The following is a 16169-nucleotide window of genomic DNA, read 5'->3' as shown; positions in this document are numbered from 1 at the left end:
TATTCCAAGCAATGGATGTGCATTCCGCATTGTAAAAATAAGAACATAAGTTATTGAATTTAAATAACTAAATATTTTCAAAAATATCTCAAATTTCTCTTGCGTGCTTTATCGAACTGTCTAAACTCTTATATAAGACATAAGACTTGAATGGGTCTTAAAGATTTTCAAATTTTGAAGTACTTATTTAACTTAGGGAGAAAAACATGGCAGATCGCAAAGCAGAAATCGCAGCATTACAAAAAGACTGGGATACCAATCCACGCTGGAAAGGCATTACTCGTGGTTACACAGCTGAGGACGTCGTGCGTCTTCGCGGCTCATTGAAAATTGAGCACACTTTGGCTAAGCATGGCGCTGAGCGTCTCTGGGAATTGGTAAACAACGAAGCTTACGTTAACTGTTTGGGTGCCTTGACTGGTGGTCAAGCAATGCAACAAGTTAAAGCTGGCGTACAAGCAATTTACTTATCTGGTTGGCAGGTTGCTGCTGACGGTAACTCATACGCAGCGATGTATCCAGACCAATCTTTGTATCCAGTAGATTCAGTTCCTAAAATGGTTGAGCGTATTAATAACTCATTCCAACGTGCTGATGAAATCCAAACAGCCAAAGGTATCAACAAAGGTGACGCTGGCTATATTGAATATTTCGCTCCTATCGTTGCTGATGCTGAAGCTGGTTTTGGTGGTGTATTGAATGCATTTGAATTAAGCAAAGCATTGATCAAGCAAGGTGCTGCTGGCGTTCACTTCGAAGACCAATTGTCTTCTGTTAAGAAGTGCGGTCACTTGGGCGGCAAAGTATTGTTGCCTACTGCTGAGTCTGTTCAGAAATTGATCTCTGCACGTTTAGCTGCTGACGTTATGGGCGTTTCCACCATCATTTTGGCTCGTACTGATGCAGAAGCCGCCGATTTATTGACATCTGATTACGATGCAAACGATAAGCCATTCTTGACAGGTGAGCGCACACCAGAGGGGTTCTACAAAACACGTAAGGGCTTGGATCAAGCGATCTCACGTGGTTTAGCTTACGCTGCTTACGCTGATATGGTTTGGTGTGAAACTGGTACACCTGACCTTGAGTTTGCTCGTCAGTTTGCTGAGGCAATTCGCGCGAAGTTCCCAGGCAAGATGTTGGCTTACAACTGCTCACCATCTTTCAACTGGAAGAAAAACTTGGACGATGCAACGATTGCTAAATTCCAACGTGAATTAGGCGCAATGGGCTACAAGTATCAGTTCATCACATTAGCTGGTATCCACTCTATGTGGTACAACATGTTCGACTTGGCTCAAGACTACATGCAGCGCGGAATGACTGCATACATCGAGAAAGTACAAGAACCTGAATTCGCTGCTCGTGACCGTGGTTATACATTCGTTTCACATCAGCAAGAAGTAGGTACTGGTTACTTCGACGATGTAACTACCGTGATTCAAGGCGGTAAGTCTTCTGTAACAGCATTGACTGGTTCTACTGAAGAAGAGCAGTTCCATTAAGCCTTAATAGATCCCTAAGTAGTCAGTAGTAAGCAGTAATACACCAATACTGCCTCGGCACCTAAATGACCCCACAAGGGTGACTTAGGTGCCGTTTTCGTTTACATTCTTCTCATGACTAATTGCGTACTCTGTAAAGACGAACTCAAACCCGAAGAAGGGCAGCTTATTTGGCGTGGAGATGACTGCCGTGTCATTCTGGTGAACGACCCTGATCTACCTGGTTTCTGTAGAGTGATTTGGAATCGACATGTAGCCGAAATGACCGATCTTGGCCATGGAGAGCGAGATCATCTGATGGCTTTGGTGTTTGCTGTGGAAGAAGCTATTCGCCACGTCATGCATCCGAATAAGGTCAATATCGCCGCTCTAGGCAATATGGTTCCTCATATTCATTGGCATATCATCCCTAGATTTAAAGATGATGCATTCTTCCCGGGTTCTGCTTGGTCTCAGAAAACCCAAGAAACACAACCGACTGTATTGGATGCTAGAAGAAGTAAAGCCCAAGAACTGCCTATAGCCATTAAGGCTGCAATTGCTAATCTATCTTAAAGATTTAATGCGTAAGTTATTTTTTGTTTCTTTAATACTTGTAACCAATGTATTGTCGGTTGGTTTTGTCCATGCAGATGAGATTCGGGTTATTACTTCAGGCGCATTTGCGGAAGCGTTGAAAGACTTGGTCCCTGAGTATGAAAAGCAATCGCCAAACAAGGTAATTATTTCGTATGGCTCATCCATGGGGGCTGCACCAGATTCCATTCCCTCTAGATTGGCCAAGGGTGAGCAATTTGATGTGCTTATTTTGGCTGCACCTGCCTTAGATGGGTTTATTAAAAACGGCGTAGTTCAATCAGGGACTAGGGTAGATCTGGTGGAATCGGTCATGGGTGCAGTAGTAAAGGCTGGCGCACCAAAGCCAGATATCAGCACTATGAGCGGGCTTAAAGCTGCCCTGTTAAACGCTAAATCAGTTGCCTATTCAGCAAGCGCTAGCGGCGTTTATTTATCGACAGAGCTTTTCCCAAAAATGGGTATTTCTGAGCAGATGGATAAAACTGCAAGAAAAATATATAGCGAAAGAGTTGCTTCAGTTGTAGCTAGAGGAGATGCAGACTTGGGCTTTCAGCAAGTAAGTGAGCTGCTTCCGATTCCTGGCGTAACCTTTATTGGTGAGCTGCCGCAAGAAGCGCAAAAGACAGTATTATTTTCTGCAGGCATTACGAGTAACACCCAAAATGTACATGCGTCAAAAGATTTAATTATGTTCTTAGCATCAACAAAGGCAGCGCCAACCATTCAAAAGGCAGGATTGAAGCCGGTATTGCCGACATTACCTTGGTAGGATAAATAGGAAAATAAAATGAAGTTTTTTTCGAGTGTTGTTCTGGTTGCCCTTCCCTTTTTAGGTCTTAACTCGGCATTTGCTGCTGATCCTTGGCCTAATCACCCAATTAAATTTGTTGTTGGGTTTGGTCCTGGTGGTGCTAACGATACGGTTGCAAGAGTGGTTGCTGAAGCGGCTTCAAAGCAATTGGGTCAACCCATCATTGTTGAGAATAAGCCAGGGGCTGGCTCTGTATTGGGTGCAGACTTTGTAGCAAAGAGCGCGCCAGATGGTTACACCTTCTTTGTTAGTGCCGGCGGAATCGTGACCAACCCAATGATTAAGTCATCCATGCCGTATAAGGAAGGGGATTTAGTACCGGTTGGAATGCTTGCTATAAGCCCATCCATTATTGTTGTCTCGGCAGATTCAAAAATTAATAATATGAAAGATCTGCTGGTGTTGGCGAAAGACCCAAAAGGCCTAAACTTTTCTACTGCCGGTACTGGAAGTACTCCACACTTTGTCGCCGAAATGTTGAAGGTGAAGGGTGGCGGCAAGTATGAAATCATTCCTTACAAGAGTGGTTCCGAAGGAATGGTAGCTGTTATCTCTAATCAAGTTGATGCAACCTCAGAGGCCAGCGTTGTAGTAATTCCGCAGATTCAGGGCGGCAAATTAAAAGCAATTGCCTCCACCTGGAATAAAAGAATTACTGCTCTACCTGATGTTCCAACAACGAAGGAGCAGGGATATCCTGAAGTTTTCATAGGCCACTGGGCCGGTGTTTTTGCCCCTAAAGGTACGCCAGATGCCATATTGGAGAAAATGAATCAAGCAATCAATGCAGGGCTAAAAACTGCTGCAGTACAAAGTCGTTTGACTCCGCAGGGCATTGAGCCATCACCAGGAACAAGGGCTTCGTTTACTAAATTTTTGGCGGATGAAAAGACAAGGCTGGAGCCTATAGTGAAACGCGCCAATATGAAAGAGGATTAAACCAATTTCTTGAGGGCTTCGAGATACTTCTCTGGATTGAGTGCTTGTCCCTCACGCTGTGCTTCCCACATAACTTGGCCTAAGCATTCCATGATGACATGTTGTGCTTCATGCATTGAACCTAGTTTTTGTGACAGCTTGTCTGCAATCTCTTTAATGCCAGGAGGTTGATTAATAGAGATCTGCTCGCTGATCGACAAATGCATTGATAAATGTAGGAATGGATTAGTCTCGCCGCGCTCTGGTGTGTAGTCCTGTCCTAGAGCACCCTCTGGGTCCGCTAGTAGGTCGTGATATTCAGGATGCTCAACCATCCAATCGCTTGCGAGTGTCTCCATCGGATCAAGAATGTGATTCTCGGTCTTCTTTTTCCAGGTATCACAGAAAAAACGCCGCACTTCTTCACGAGTTGGATTAAATATCGCCACGAACTTTTCCTTTGCCAGTTTTTTGTTTAAAGCCGCATAGTGGTTCTACTATGCATTGTGCACAATCCGGGTTGCGCGCCTTACAGGTATATCGACCATGCAAAATAAGCCAATGATGTGCGTCTAATAAATATTCCTTGGGTACACGCTTAAGCAATTGCTGCTCCACTTTGAGAACATCCTTGCCTGGCGCTAGGCCAGTTCTGTTAGACACTCTAAAAATGTGAGTATCAACAGCCATGGCAATTTTTCCAAAAGCGGTATTGAGGATGACGTTAGCTGTTTTTCTGCCAACACCTGGAAGAGCTTCTAATTCTTCACGGGTTTGAGGAACTTCACCACCATGTTTTTCCAGGAGTAGTCGACAGGTCTCCTGAATATGCTTGCCTTTGGAGTTGAATAAGCCAATATGCTGAATATAGGGTCTAACGCCTTTCTCACCTAAGTCCAGCAGGGCTTGCGGGGTATTTGCAACCTTATAGAGCTCGCGTGTACCCTTGTTTACAGAAATATCAGTCGCTTGTGCGGATAGTAGTACTGCAATTAATAACTCAAATGGCGAGCTATATTCCAGTTCAGTTTCTGGCTTAGGGTTATTGGCTTTAAGCTGCTCGAAAAAAGCACGACGCTTTTCTGGATTCATCATTTCTTTAGTTGGGCTCTTGCGATGGCTGCAGCAATAATGGCGCGTTTGCGTTCTTGCTCTTTTAATTCATCGGCAGAGGAAGAAATTTCTGCATTAACCATGGATAATTTTGCCGCAGCCTTTTTTGCCAAGCGATCATCATTATCTTTTTGCTCTCTATCAAGACGTTGTTCGCGATCGTGATAACGCTGACGAGAAGCATTAGCTAACTCCTGAGACCAAGCTTCCCAGCCGGTTTTACTTTCAGTGACATCAATCATGCTGATGCAATCGACTGGGCACGGTGGAATGCAGAGGTCGCAACCCGTACACCACTCAGCCAGCACCACATGCATCTGTTTGGATGCACCAACGATCGCATCAACAGGACACGCCTGAATACATAGGGTGCAGCCAATACACTTTTGTGGATCTATAAAAGCAACCGGCCTAGGGCGTTCAACTCCGCAGTCTGGATCAATGGTTGAATGGAGATCAAAGGCATCTTGTGGGTAAATAGGTATAAGCACCTTACTCAGACGCTGAATGCCTTCTATGCCACCGGGTGGGCATCGATTGGGTAGTGCATCACCAGAGGCCATTGCCTCTGCGTATCCACGGCAATCTGGGTAGCCGCATTTAGTACATTGCGTTTGCGGAAGAATGTCCTCAAGTTGTTCGATGAGGTTACTCGTCTGGCTCATAAAAATTACTTCTAGATAGCTTCTTAAAATTAAAGGCTCCGAAGAGCCCTTAATTTATGCAGACTTAGTAGTCCGAGTAGCTGTTTTTTTCGTATTTTGATGTTCACGAATAAACGTTTTAATCTTTGGATACACCTTCTCGCGCCAACGACGACCAGCAAAGATACCGTAGTGACCAGCACCAGCAACTTCGTAGTGATCTTTGTTCTCTTTTGAAATGCCGGCGCACAAACCGTGTGCTGAGCGTGTTTGACCACTTCCAGAAATGTCGTCCAACTCACCTTCAATGGTGAGTAGAGCAGTCTTTTTAATGTCTTGTGGTTTTACGAGTTCACCAGCAACTTTCCAAGTGCCGTTTGGCAATGAATAGTCTTGGAAAACAGTCTTGATGGTGTCTAAGTAGAACTTAGAATCCAAATCCAATACCGCGTTGTACTCATCATAGAAGCGGATATGTGATTCAGCATCCTGCTCATCGCCGCGCACTAAGTTTTGGAAGTAATCCCAATGAGATTGCAAATGGTTTTGCGGGTTCATGGCAATAAAGCCAGTGTGCTGCAAGAAGCCTGGATATACACGACGACCTGCGCCTGGATAGTTAGGCGGCACGTTATAAATCACGTGACTCTCAAACCACTCAAAAGACTTTTGATCGGCTAGGTTATTTACTGCAGTCGGTGATTTGCGTGCATCAATGGGGCCACCCATCATGATCATGGAGGCTGGAGTGGCTTCACCAGCTGATGCCATCAATGAGATTGCACCTAATGTTGGAACGGTGGGTTGGCAAACTGAAATCACATGTAAATCTTTTGCGCCAATGGTGCGAATGAATTCTTGAACGTAATGAACATAGTCATCAAGGCCAAACTCACCATCTTCTACTGGAACTAAGCGAGCATCGATCCAATCGGTGATGTAAACCTTGTGGTCTTGCAAGAGGGTGCGTACGGTATCGCGCAATAAAGTGGCATGGTGTCCAGACATTGGAGCGACCACTAATACAGATGGATCTTCTTTGAGGCTCTTGATGGTTTCTACATCATCAGAAAAGCGCTTAAAACGAATCAGGTTGCAGAAAGGCTTTGAGACGACTGTTCTTTCATGAATCGCAACTTCGTGACCATGTGCTTTAACAGAGCGAATACCAAATTCCGGTTTTTTGTAATCCTTGCCTAAGCGATAGAGGAGTTCGTAGCTGGCAGCCAATCGATCTGACCCCGGAACTTTAGACGCGGGATTAGAAGCGTTAATAAATGCTTCAGAAGCAGCGCGTGCCCATGAGCTAACTGGTTGAAGTAGGGCTTTTTGAAATTCATGTAACTGATATAGCATGGTACCTCCGGTAATTCAGTGTATCCGCTTATTACGCTTTAATTAAGCCAATACGCGGGCGATTGCTTTGGCCACTTTATCAATATTTTTGGTATTGAGGGCTGCAACACAAATGCGTCCAGTAGAAAGGGCGTAAATGCCATCTTCTTTCTGTAAGCGCTCAACTTGCTCAGCCGTCAAGCCTGAGTAAGAAAACATTCCACGTTGCTTCTCGATAAAAGCGAAATCTTGCTTTACACCAGCAGCAGCGAGTGTTTGAACGAGACCTTGACGCATCGCTTTAATGCGATCGCGCATTTCAGCCAACTCATCTTCCCAGAGCTTACGCAATTCTGGTGAATTCAAAACAGCAGCAGCAATTGCAGCGCCGTGAGTTGGAGGGTTCGAATAGTTTGTGCGAATTACGCGCTTCAATTGTGAGAGCACGCGAGTAGATTCATCTTTGTCTTGTGTAACGATAGACAAGGCGCCAACACGCTCACCATAGAGTGAGAATGATTTGGAAAAAGAGCTTGATACAAAGAAAGACATGCCTGAAGCTGCAAAGAGGCGGACCGCAATACCGTCCTGCTCAATTCCATCAGCAAACCCTTGGTAAGCCATATCCAAGAAGGGGATCAGACCTTTGTTCTTGCAGATATCAATTACTTGGCGCCATTGCGCTTCAGTAATATCTGCACCAGTTGGGTTGTGGCAGCAAGCATGCAACAACACTGTGGTGTTCTTTGGGAAAGACTCTAAAGACTTGACCATGCCATCAAAATCTACGCCGCGTGTTTTACCGTCGAAGTAGGTGTACTCAACCACTTCAAAGCCAGCGGATTCAAAAATGCCACGGTGGTTCTCCCAAGTAGGATTGCTAATGGCACATGGTGCGTTTAAGTTCAGGCGTTTAATAAAGTCAGCGCCAACGCGCAATGCACCTGTTCCACCAAGGCACTCAGCTGTTACAACGCGGCCATCTTTAATGAGTGCAGAGTCGGCACCAAACAATAAATTTTGTACTGCACTGTTGTATGGGTTTGGACCTTCAATGGGGATGTAGCTACGAGGGGAGTGCTTTGCAACAATTGCCTCTTCTGCTTTCATGACCGCTTTGAGAAGTGGTACCTTGCCTTCGTCTGTGTAATACACGCCAACACCTAAATTCACTTTGTCAGCGCGCTGGTCTGCAACGTAGGCTTCTGTGAGGCCAAAAATAGGATCTTTAGGGGCTAATTGAACTGAGGCAAACAGGGTCATTTGAGGTCGAAAGTGTTGGTTAGGGGGTAATTAGGGACGGTTTTGTTTGTAATTGACGTTAGATTCAGTTTAATTGTCGGTTTTTGAGGCCAGAATCAACTATTTCCTAAGAAAAACGGCAAAATCATTGTTTGTACAAAATTCTCTGTGAAGAAGTCTCACAGGTGAAATGATAGCCGAGATGCCCCCTAAGTTGCCTAAAACTGGTCCAAATTCTGAAGTAAAAGTGGTAAATAAAAGCCCTGCGGCAGATCCGTTGGGCGAAGCTGGCCACGACCTCGATCCGGCCAAGTTTGTCACCTTCCCGGACTCCCCTTATTTCCTCTATCAGCCCTTTGCTCCCGCTGGAGACCAACCCCAGGCGATTGATGCCCTGGTTGAGGGTATTGAGGATGGGCTTACCTTTCAGACTCTATTGGGGGTAACTGGGTCTGGAAAGACCTTCACAATGGCCAATGTCATTGCTAGAACAGGTCGTCCAGCCATCATTTTTGCCCCCAATAAGACCTTAGCGGCTCAGCTTTATAGCGAATTTAGGGAGTTTTTCCCGAAAAACGCGGTTGAGTACTTCGTCAGCTACTACGACTATTACCAGCCTGAGGCCTATGTTCCTCAGCGTGACCTCTTTATTGAAAAAGATTCTTCCATTAATGAGCACATCGAACAGATGCGTTTGTCCGCAACAAAGAGTTTGTTAGAGCGTCGTGACGTCATCATTGTTGCTACCGTATCGGCAATTTACGGCATTGGTAATCCAGGCGACTATCACAGCATGGTGATGACATTACGTCCGGGTGACAAGATGAGCCAGCGCGATATATTGATGCGCCTCATTGCGATGCAGTATGACCGCAATGAAACGGACTTCAAGCGTGGTGTATTCAGGGTGCGTGGCGACACGATTGATATTTTCCCTGCTGAGCACAACGAGTTAGCAGTACGCGTTGAACTATTTGATGATGTGATTGAGAGCTTGCAATTCTTTGATCCACTAACTGGAAAAATACGTCAGAAGATTCCACGCTTTACTGTTTATCCAAGTTCGCATTACGTTACGCCACGCGATACCGTTCTGAAAGCAATTGAAACGATTAAGACAGAGTTGCGCACTCGTTTGGATGAGTTTGTTAAAGATGGCAAGCTGGTTGAGGCGCAACGTCTCGAGCAACGCACGCGTTTTGATTTAGAGATGCTCAATGAATTAGGTTTCTGTAAAGGCATTGAGAACTATTCTCGCCACCTGTCTGGCGCCGCTCCAGGCGAGGCACCACCTACACTGGTGGACTACCTGCCCAATGATGCCCTCATGTTCCTGGACGAGAGCCACGTCCTGATTGGCCAGCTCAATGCCATGTACAACGGAGATAAATCTCGTAAACATACTTTGGTGGAATTTGGTTTTCGCTTGCCTTCAGCGATGGATAATCGTCCGCTCAAATTTACTGAGTTTGAAACTAAGATGCGTCAAACTATTTTTGTTTCGGCAACTCCTGCCGATTATGAGAAAGAGCATCAAGGTCAAGTGGTTGAGCAGGTTGCAAGACCTACTGGATTGGTGGACCCCGAGATTGAAGTTTTACCAGCTAGCACACAGGTAGATGACTTGTTAGATCAAATTCATGCGCGTGTCAAAGTACATGAGCGCGTTCTGGTAACTGTATTGACCAAACGCATGGCTGAGCAATTAACAGACTATCTTTCTGATAATGGTGTCAAGGTACGCTATGTTCACTCAGATATCGATACAGTAGAGCGTGTAGAAATATTGCGTGACTTACGTTTGGGCGTCTTCGATGTATTGGTTGGCATTAATTTATTGCGTGAAGGTTTGGATATTCCTGAAGTTTCTTTAGTGGCAATTTTGGATGCTGACAAAGAGGGCTTCTTGCGTTCAGAACGAAGCTTGATTCAAACCATTGGTCGTGCCGCTCGAAACGTGCGCGGTAAAGCCATTTTGTATGCCGATCGAATCACGGACTCCATGAAGCGCGCAATGGGGGAGACTGAAAGACGCAGAACTAAGCAGGTAGCCTTCAATAAACTCCATGGGATTGAGCCTAAGGGGGTTAAAAAGCGCATCAAGGACATTATTGATGGCGTCTATGACGTCAAAGAGAAGCGTCAGGAGATGGAGATTGAGCAGGAGCGGGCTCACTATGAGGATATGGGCGAGAAGGACCTGGCATCTGAAATCAAACGTCTGGAGAAGCAAATGAATGCTGAAGCCAAAAATTTGGAGTTTGAAAAGGCTGCTAGTACCCGGGATAGGCTTACTAAAGTGAAAGAAATGGCTTTTGGGGCTAGGTCTAGGGACTCCGTCTAGGGGCTCAAACAGTTAATTCCTGACTTACAACGCGGTTTTTTGGGATAATTCCCGAGCAATTTGCTGGGGAATATGGTAAAGTTGAGTGGAATGGTTGGGTATTACCCGCCCGACTGTTAGCTGTCCATAACAATCCATTACCAAGGTGACATATGAGACTTACAACCAAAGGTCGTTTTGCAGTAACCGCAATGATTGATTTAGCCCTGCGTGAAACGCATGGTCCTGTAACTTTGGCCGGAATTAGCCAAAGACAAAAAATTTCCCTCTCTTACCTCGAGCAATTGTTCGGCAAATTACGCCGTTTCAATATCGTGGAGAGTACTCGTGGACCTGGCGGTGGATACACCCTGGCGCGACCATCCTCTGAAGTGAGCGTTGCTGACATCATTGTCGCAGTCGATGAGCCTCTCGATGCGACTCAATGTGGCGGCAAGGGCAACTGCCATACCGATGAAGAAAATCAGGGTCGCTGTATGACTCATGATCTCTGGAGTAATCTCAACTCCAAAATGGTTGAGTACCTCAGTTCAGTGAGCTTAAAAGATTTAGTTCAGCAACAAGAAGGTCGCGGTATTGTCATTCAAGACATGCGACAAAAGAAAATTAAGGTTGAAAGCACTAAGGCAGATAAACCTGCCCCAGCCCTTGCAGCCAAAAAAGAAGTACCCCCTAAAGCGCCATTAATTAATTCAGTATTCAATTTGGCGCGACAGAGTTAATAACCACATTACCTATAAATAAGTACATCATGAACGCACCACAAGCATTACCGCAACAACCGGTTCCAATGTTTAGCCCTGAACACTTTCCTGTGTATATGGACTACTCATCTACCACGCCGATTGATCCTCGCGTGGTTGACAAAATGTTGCCTTACTTGCGTGAGCAGTTTGGTAATGCCGCTTCACGTAGCCATGCGTATGGCTGGGCCGCAGAAGAGGCGGTTGAGTGGGCGCGTTCTGAGGTTGCTCAATTAGTGCATGCCGATCCAAGAGAGATCGTATTTACTAGTGGCGCTACTGAAAGTATTAATTTGGCTTTGAAAGGTGCTGCGCATTTCTACAAAGATCGTGGCAATCACATCATTACTGTGAAGACCGAGCATAAAGCCACCTTAGATACTTGCCGTGAGCTTGAGCGCGAAGGTTACGAAGTTACTTATTTGGATGTGCTGCCGAATGGTTTGATTGATTTTGCACAGCTTGAAGCTGCGATGAAGCCTGGCACGATTTTGGCTTCAGTGATGTATGTCAATAATGAAATAGGCGTAGTTCAGGACATTCCTGCAATTGGTGACTTATGCCGTTCGCGCGGTGTGATTTTGCATGTGGATGCAGCTCAGGCAACCGGCAAGGTAGAGATTGATCTCGAAAAGATCAAAGTCGATTTGATGAGTTTTTCTGCGCATAAGACTTATGGCCCTAAAGGTATTGGCGCTTTGTTTGTGCGTCGTAAGCCCCGTATTCGTATTGAGGCACAGATTCATGGCGGTGGTCATGAGCGCGGTATGCGTTCAGGAACTCTTGCGGTTCATCAGATCGTAGGTATGGGTGAGGCATTCCGGATTGCCCGTGTTGAGATGGTCGAAGAGAATGCGCGTATTCGTCGGTTGCGTGACCGCTTGCTCAACGGCTTAAAAGATATTGAAGAGGTCTATGTCAATGGTGATATGGATGATCGTGTTCCACACAACCTGAACATCAGCTTTAACTATGTTGAAGGCGAATCCATGTTGATGGCCCTCAAAGATTTAGCGATCTCCTCTGGTTCAGCTTGCACCTCTGCATCTTTAGAGCCTTCTTATGTTTTGCGTGCCTTGGGTCGCAATGATGAGTTGGCGCATAGCTCGATTCGCTTTACCTTGGGTCGCTTCACGACTGAAGAAGAAGTGGATTTCACTATCAAGTTAGTAAAAGAAAAGATTGCCAAGTTGCGTGAGCTATCTCCGCTCTGGGAAATGTACAAAGATGGAATCGACATCAGCACGATTCAATGGGCTGCACACTAAAACTAATACATAGAAATTAAAGAGGAAATACCATGGCATATAGCGATAAGGTCATTGACCACTACGAAAATCCCCGCAACGTTGGTTCATTCGAGAAGGGTGATGACACTGTAGGTACGGGTATGGTTGGCGCACCTGCTTGTGGCGACGTAATGAAGTTGCAAATTCGCGTGAATGATCAGGGCGTAATCGAAGACGCAAAGTTCAAGACTTATGGCTGTGGCTCTGCGATCGCCTCATCTTCTCTGGTAACGGAGTGGGTTAAGGGTAAGACTTTGGACCAAGCGCTTGAGATTAAGAATTCGCTCATCGCTGAAGAGTTGGCTTTGCCCCCTGTAAAAATTCACTGCTCCATCTTGGCTGAAGATGCTATCAAGGCAGCGGTAGCGGATTACAAAGAGAAGCACCCAGCGAAATAAAAGCTGAAATAAAGAACGAAAAAATACGAAGTCAAAACTATGGCAATTACCTTAACCGACAAAGCAGCTGCACACGTAAACCGCAACCTAGAAAAGCGCGGTAAAGGTTGTGGCTTGCGCTTGGGTGTACGTACAACAGGTTGTTCTGGTTTAGCTTATCAGCTGGAGTATGTTGATGAGCCTGCAGCCGAAGACCAAGTCTTTGAGTCCAATGGCATTAAGGTATTCATAGATCCAAAAAGTTTGGCCTACTTAGATGGTACGGAGCTAGACTTTGTGCGCGAGGGTTTGAACGAAGGGTTTAAGTTCCAAAATCCAAACGTAAAAGATGAGTGTGGTTGTGGCGAATCCTTCCGCGTCTGACGATTACTTTCGCTTCTTTGGATTAAATCAGCAATTCAATATCGATTTGCCTGCTCTAGAGCAGGCCTACCTTGCCATTCAAAAGGAAGTACACCCTGACCGCCATGCGCGCGGGAGCGACGCTGAGCAACGCCTTGCTATGCAAATGGCAACCCTAGCTAATACTGCTTTGCAGACCTTGAAGAGCCCGATTCAGCGCGGTCTTTATATTTGCCAACTCCATGGTGTTGATGCCAAGTTGGAAACCAACACGGCGATGCCTGCTGCTTTTCTGATGAGGCAGATGGACTGGCGTGAAAGCTTGGATGAGCAAGCAGAAAATTTACCTGCATTAGATGCTTTGATGACTGAAGTGGAAGAATCTAAGCAGGAAACACTTGCAGAAATTGCTCAAGCCATTGATGGTGCCAAGAACTATGCGCGTGCCGCAGAGCTACTTCGCGGTTTACTGTTTATCGATAAGTTTGCCGTTGAGCTTGATGACACTATTGCAGCCTTAATCTAGCCCTCACTCAAGCTAAACTCATTACCTATGGCCTTATTACAAATCTCCGAACCCGGCAAATCACTTGCGCCCCATCAACGCCGCATTGCTGTTGGTATTGACCTGGGAACCACCAATTCTTTAGTAGCGATTGTGCGTGATGCGTTGCCAAAGGTCCTAGCGGATGCGCAAGGGCGCGTGCTGCTTCCTTCAGTCATTCGCTATTTGCCAAATGGCAGAACGCAAGCCGGCTTTGAGGCGCTTGAGAGTGCCGTGATTGACCCAAAGAACACCATTGTTTCCGTTAAGCGTTTCATGGGCCGTGGCTTGCTCGATGTCGAGAATATTGAAAGTGCCCCATACGACTTTGTTGACCAGCCTGGGATGCTGAAGCTAAGAACGGTTGCAGGTGATAAGAGTCCAATCGAAGTTTCAGCAGAAATCTTGGCGCGTTTACGTCAACTGGCTGAAGATTCTGTGTCTGAAGACATTGTTGGCGCTGTAATTACTGTCCCCGCATACTTTGATGACGCGCAGCGTCAGGCAACTAAAGATGCTGCTAAGTTGGCTGGTATTGAAGTTTTACGTTTATTGAATGAGCCCACTGCTGCTGCAATTGCTTACGGATTGGATAACGCCACTGAAGGTATCTATGCAGTCTATGACTTAGGCGGCGGTACTTTTGATATCTCCATACTTCGTATGAGTCGTGGTGTCTTTGAAGTACTGTCTACTGGCGGGGATTCTGCACTGGGCGGTGATGACTTTGACCATCGTTTGTATTGCTGGGTGATTGAGCAAGCTAAGCTTCCGCCGCTATCGATTCATGATCATCGAACACTCTTGCAGGCTTGTAAGCATGCCAAGGAGTTGTTAAGTCATAACCCTCTAGCACGAGTACATGAGACTCTTGCAGATGGTACGGTAGTGAATGTGGGAGTTAGTCAGGCGCAGCTCTTTGAGATTACTCAAAATCTAGTAACTAAGACCCTGATGGCTTGTAAAAAAGCTTTGCGTGATGCAGGCCTAAAGGCTGAAGACGTTAAAGGCGTAGTGATGGTTGGTGGCTCAACCCGTATGCCGAATGTGCAACGTGCTGTAGGTGAATTATTTGGTACGCAACCATTGAATAATCTCAACCCCGATCAAGTAGTTGCATTGGGCGCAGCAATGCAGGCTGACTTATTAGCAGGCAATCAAAGTAAAGATGATGAGTGGCTCTTGCTGGACGTCATTCCTCTATCGCTTGGTATTGAAATGATGGGTGGTTTGGTGGAAAAAATCATTCCGCGTAATACGCCGATTCCAGTGGCTAGAGCACAAGACTTCACAACCTTTAAGGATGGTCAGACTGCTCTGGCTATTCAGGTGGTACAGGGCGAGCGTGAGCTTGCACAAGACTGTCGCTCATTAGGTAAGTTTGAGTTACGTGGCATCCCAGCAATGGCTGCAGGTGCAGCGCGTATTCGAGTGACCTTTCAGGTGGACGCAGATGGATTGCTATCTGTGAGTGCTACTGAGCAAGGCTCTGGCGTGAAAGCTTCTATAGACATCAAGCCTTCTTATGGTTTAACTGATGCAGAAATTACGCGCATGTTGCAAGATGGCTTTGCCTCAGCAAAAGAAGATTTACTTTCTAGGTCATTGCGCGAAGAGCAGGTAAATGCCCAGCGTTTGCTCGATGCTGTTCAAACCGCCCTTGCAAGTGATCGCTCTTTATTGAATCCAGAAGAACAGCAAGCAGTTGACCAGGAGATGGCAGCCTTGCAAAAGATTTTAAATGAAGAAACCGATAGTGCGATTGTTCGTAAGGCAGTAGATCACGCCACCAAGGCTACGGATGACTTTGCACAAAAGCGCATGAATGCCAGCATTCAGAGGGCTCTGTCTGGTAAAAATGTTGCGGAAATTTAAGTAAAAAACAAATTCAATATAAGTAGAAAAGAAATATGACTCAAATCGTTGTACTACCGCATAGTGAATACTGTCCTGAAGGTGCAGTTGTTGAAGTTGCCCCAGGCACTTCAATTTGTGAAGCTTTGCTCGAGAATAATATTCCGATTGAGCATGCTTGTGACATGGTTTGTGCCTGCACTACTTGTCACGTGATTGTGAAAGAGGGCTCTCAAAGCCTAAATCCTCCTGATGAGAATGAGGAGGATATGCTTGATCGCGCATGGGGCTTAAACCCGCAATCGCGTTTGTCTTGTCAGGCCATTGTTGCTAAAGAAGATTTGGTGATTGAGATTCCTAAATATTCAATCAACCATGCCAAAGAAAATCATTAATGCACCAAAATATTGCATTCATGCTTAGAATCATGCGCATCTAATAAAGAGAGGTTTCTGGTGGGGCTAGAAGTTGTTGTTCATTCTTTAGATAGTGCCTCCAAAAAATCTTT

17 protein-coding genes are annotated in these 16169 nt (G+C 45.7%); 12 read left to right on the top strand and 5 right to left on the bottom strand.

The features are described from left to right. The first annotated feature begins 206 nt into the window (after nucleotides 1–206). The 4 genes from aceA (at nucleotide 207) to ICN36_RS03425 (ending at nucleotide 3834) form a co-directional block, all read left to right on the top strand. Nucleotides 207–1505: an isocitrate lyase gene (gene aceA, locus ICN36_RS03440; protein ID WP_072583092.1), complete on the top strand. Its 1299-nt coding sequence runs from the start codon at nucleotides 207–209 to the stop codon at nucleotides 1503–1505. A 114-nt stretch (nucleotides 1506–1619) separates the two neighbouring features. Next, a complete protein-coding gene (locus ICN36_RS03435; protein ID WP_216227010.1) occupies nucleotides 1620–2060 on the top strand; it encodes an HIT family protein in 441 nt (146 codons plus the stop codon). Nucleotides 2061–2067: 7 nt separating this feature from the next. Then, the gene (locus tag ICN36_RS03430; protein ID WP_072583196.1) at nucleotides 2068–2853 is read left to right on the top strand and encodes a substrate-binding domain-containing protein; all 786 of its coding nucleotides are present in this window, start codon (nucleotides 2068–2070) and stop codon (nucleotides 2851–2853) included. A gap of 18 nt (nucleotides 2854–2871) precedes the next feature. Next, nucleotides 2872–3834 (top strand): tripartite tricarboxylate transporter substrate binding protein, encoded by a 963-nt coding sequence (locus ICN36_RS03425; RefSeq protein ID WP_216227009.1) that lies wholly within the window; start codon nucleotides 2872–2874, stop codon nucleotides 3832–3834. Here ICN36_RS03425 and ICN36_RS03420 read toward each other — a convergent pair. Genes ICN36_RS03420 through ICN36_RS03400 form a run of 5 tightly spaced genes read right to left on the bottom strand, consistent with a single transcriptional unit; the run spans nucleotide 3831 to nucleotide 8168 of the window. Further along, nucleotides 3831–4262 carry a DUF1841 family protein gene (locus ICN36_RS03420; RefSeq protein ID WP_216227008.1) on the bottom strand — a complete coding sequence of 144 codons (432 nt, stop codon included), beginning with the start codon at nucleotides 4260–4262 and terminating at the stop codon, nucleotides 3831–3833. The two genes, ICN36_RS03425 and ICN36_RS03420, sit on opposite strands and share 4 nt — an antisense overlap. Then, complete coding sequence (gene nth / locus ICN36_RS03415; protein ID WP_216227143.1) at nucleotides 4249–4905, bottom strand: endonuclease III; 657 nt, start codon at nucleotides 4903–4905, stop codon at nucleotides 4249–4251. The genes ICN36_RS03420 and nth overlap by 14 nt, the downstream gene beginning before the upstream one ends. Further along, nucleotides 4905–5621 (bottom strand): electron transport complex subunit RsxB, encoded by a 717-nt coding sequence (gene rsxB, locus ICN36_RS03410; RefSeq protein WP_370623415.1) that lies wholly within the window; start codon nucleotides 5619–5621, stop codon nucleotides 4905–4907. The genes nth and rsxB overlap by 1 nt, the downstream gene beginning before the upstream one ends. A 24-nt stretch (nucleotides 5622–5645) precedes the next feature. Then, a complete protein-coding gene (locus tag ICN36_RS03405; protein WP_216227006.1) occupies nucleotides 5646–6926 on the bottom strand; it encodes a polyhydroxyalkanoate depolymerase in 1281 nt (426 codons plus the stop codon). 42 nt (nucleotides 6927–6968) lie between these two features. Next, nucleotides 6969–8168, bottom strand: a complete 1200-nt coding sequence (locus ICN36_RS03400; protein WP_216227005.1) for an amino acid aminotransferase — start codon at nucleotides 8166–8168, stop codon at nucleotides 6969–6971. A 169-nt stretch (nucleotides 8169–8337) separates the two neighbouring features. Here ICN36_RS03400 and uvrB point away from each other — a divergent pair, with 169 nt between their 5' ends. The 8 genes from uvrB to fdx all read left to right on the top strand — a co-directional run bounded on the left by uvrB (nucleotide 8338) and on the right by fdx (nucleotide 16056). After that, a complete protein-coding gene (gene uvrB, locus ICN36_RS03395) occupies nucleotides 8338–10491 on the top strand; it encodes an excinuclease ABC subunit UvrB (RefSeq protein WP_255531221.1) in 2154 nt (717 codons plus the stop codon). 152 nt (nucleotides 10492–10643) lie between these two features. Further along, a complete protein-coding gene (locus tag ICN36_RS03390; RefSeq protein ID WP_216227004.1) occupies nucleotides 10644–11213 on the top strand; it encodes a Fe-S cluster assembly transcription factor in 570 nt (189 codons plus the stop codon). 29 nt (nucleotides 11214–11242) lie between these two features. After that, on the top strand, nucleotides 11243–12502 hold the full coding sequence (locus ICN36_RS03385; protein WP_216227003.1) for an IscS subfamily cysteine desulfurase: 1260 nt from the start codon (nucleotides 11243–11245) through the stop codon (nucleotides 12500–12502). Nucleotides 12503–12534: 32 nt separating this feature from the next. Next, a complete protein-coding gene (gene iscU / locus ICN36_RS03380) occupies nucleotides 12535–12921 on the top strand; it encodes a Fe-S cluster assembly scaffold IscU (RefSeq protein WP_216227002.1) in 387 nt (128 codons plus the stop codon). A gap of 39 nt (nucleotides 12922–12960) precedes the next feature. Further along, a complete protein-coding gene (gene iscA, locus ICN36_RS03375; protein ID WP_215359479.1) occupies nucleotides 12961–13284 on the top strand; it encodes an iron-sulfur cluster assembly protein IscA in 324 nt (107 codons plus the stop codon). Continuing rightward, nucleotides 13262–13789 carry a Fe-S protein assembly co-chaperone HscB gene (hscB, locus tag ICN36_RS03370; RefSeq protein ID WP_370623400.1) on the top strand — a complete coding sequence of 176 codons (528 nt, stop codon included), beginning with the start codon at nucleotides 13262–13264 and terminating at the stop codon, nucleotides 13787–13789. The genes iscA and hscB overlap by 23 nt, the downstream gene beginning before the upstream one ends. A 27-nt stretch (nucleotides 13790–13816) precedes the next feature. Beyond that, nucleotides 13817–15682, top strand: coding sequence for a Fe-S protein assembly chaperone HscA (hscA, locus tag ICN36_RS03365; protein ID WP_216227000.1), 1866 nt, complete (start codon nucleotides 13817–13819; stop codon nucleotides 15680–15682). A gap of 35 nt (nucleotides 15683–15717) precedes the next feature. Further along, on the top strand, nucleotides 15718–16056 hold the full coding sequence (fdx, locus tag ICN36_RS03360; RefSeq protein WP_216122189.1) for an ISC system 2Fe-2S type ferredoxin: 339 nt from the start codon (nucleotides 15718–15720) through the stop codon (nucleotides 16054–16056). The last annotated feature ends 113 nt before the right edge of the window (nucleotides 16057–16169 follow it).

The organism is Polynucleobacter sp. UK-Gri1-W3, from assembly GCF_018881595.1.
Classification (GTDB): domain Bacteria; phylum Pseudomonadota; class Gammaproteobacteria; order Burkholderiales; family Burkholderiaceae; genus Polynucleobacter.
The sequence above is the reverse complement of the archived record's forward strand: the minus strand, read 5'-3'. Positions and strand labels throughout refer to the sequence as shown.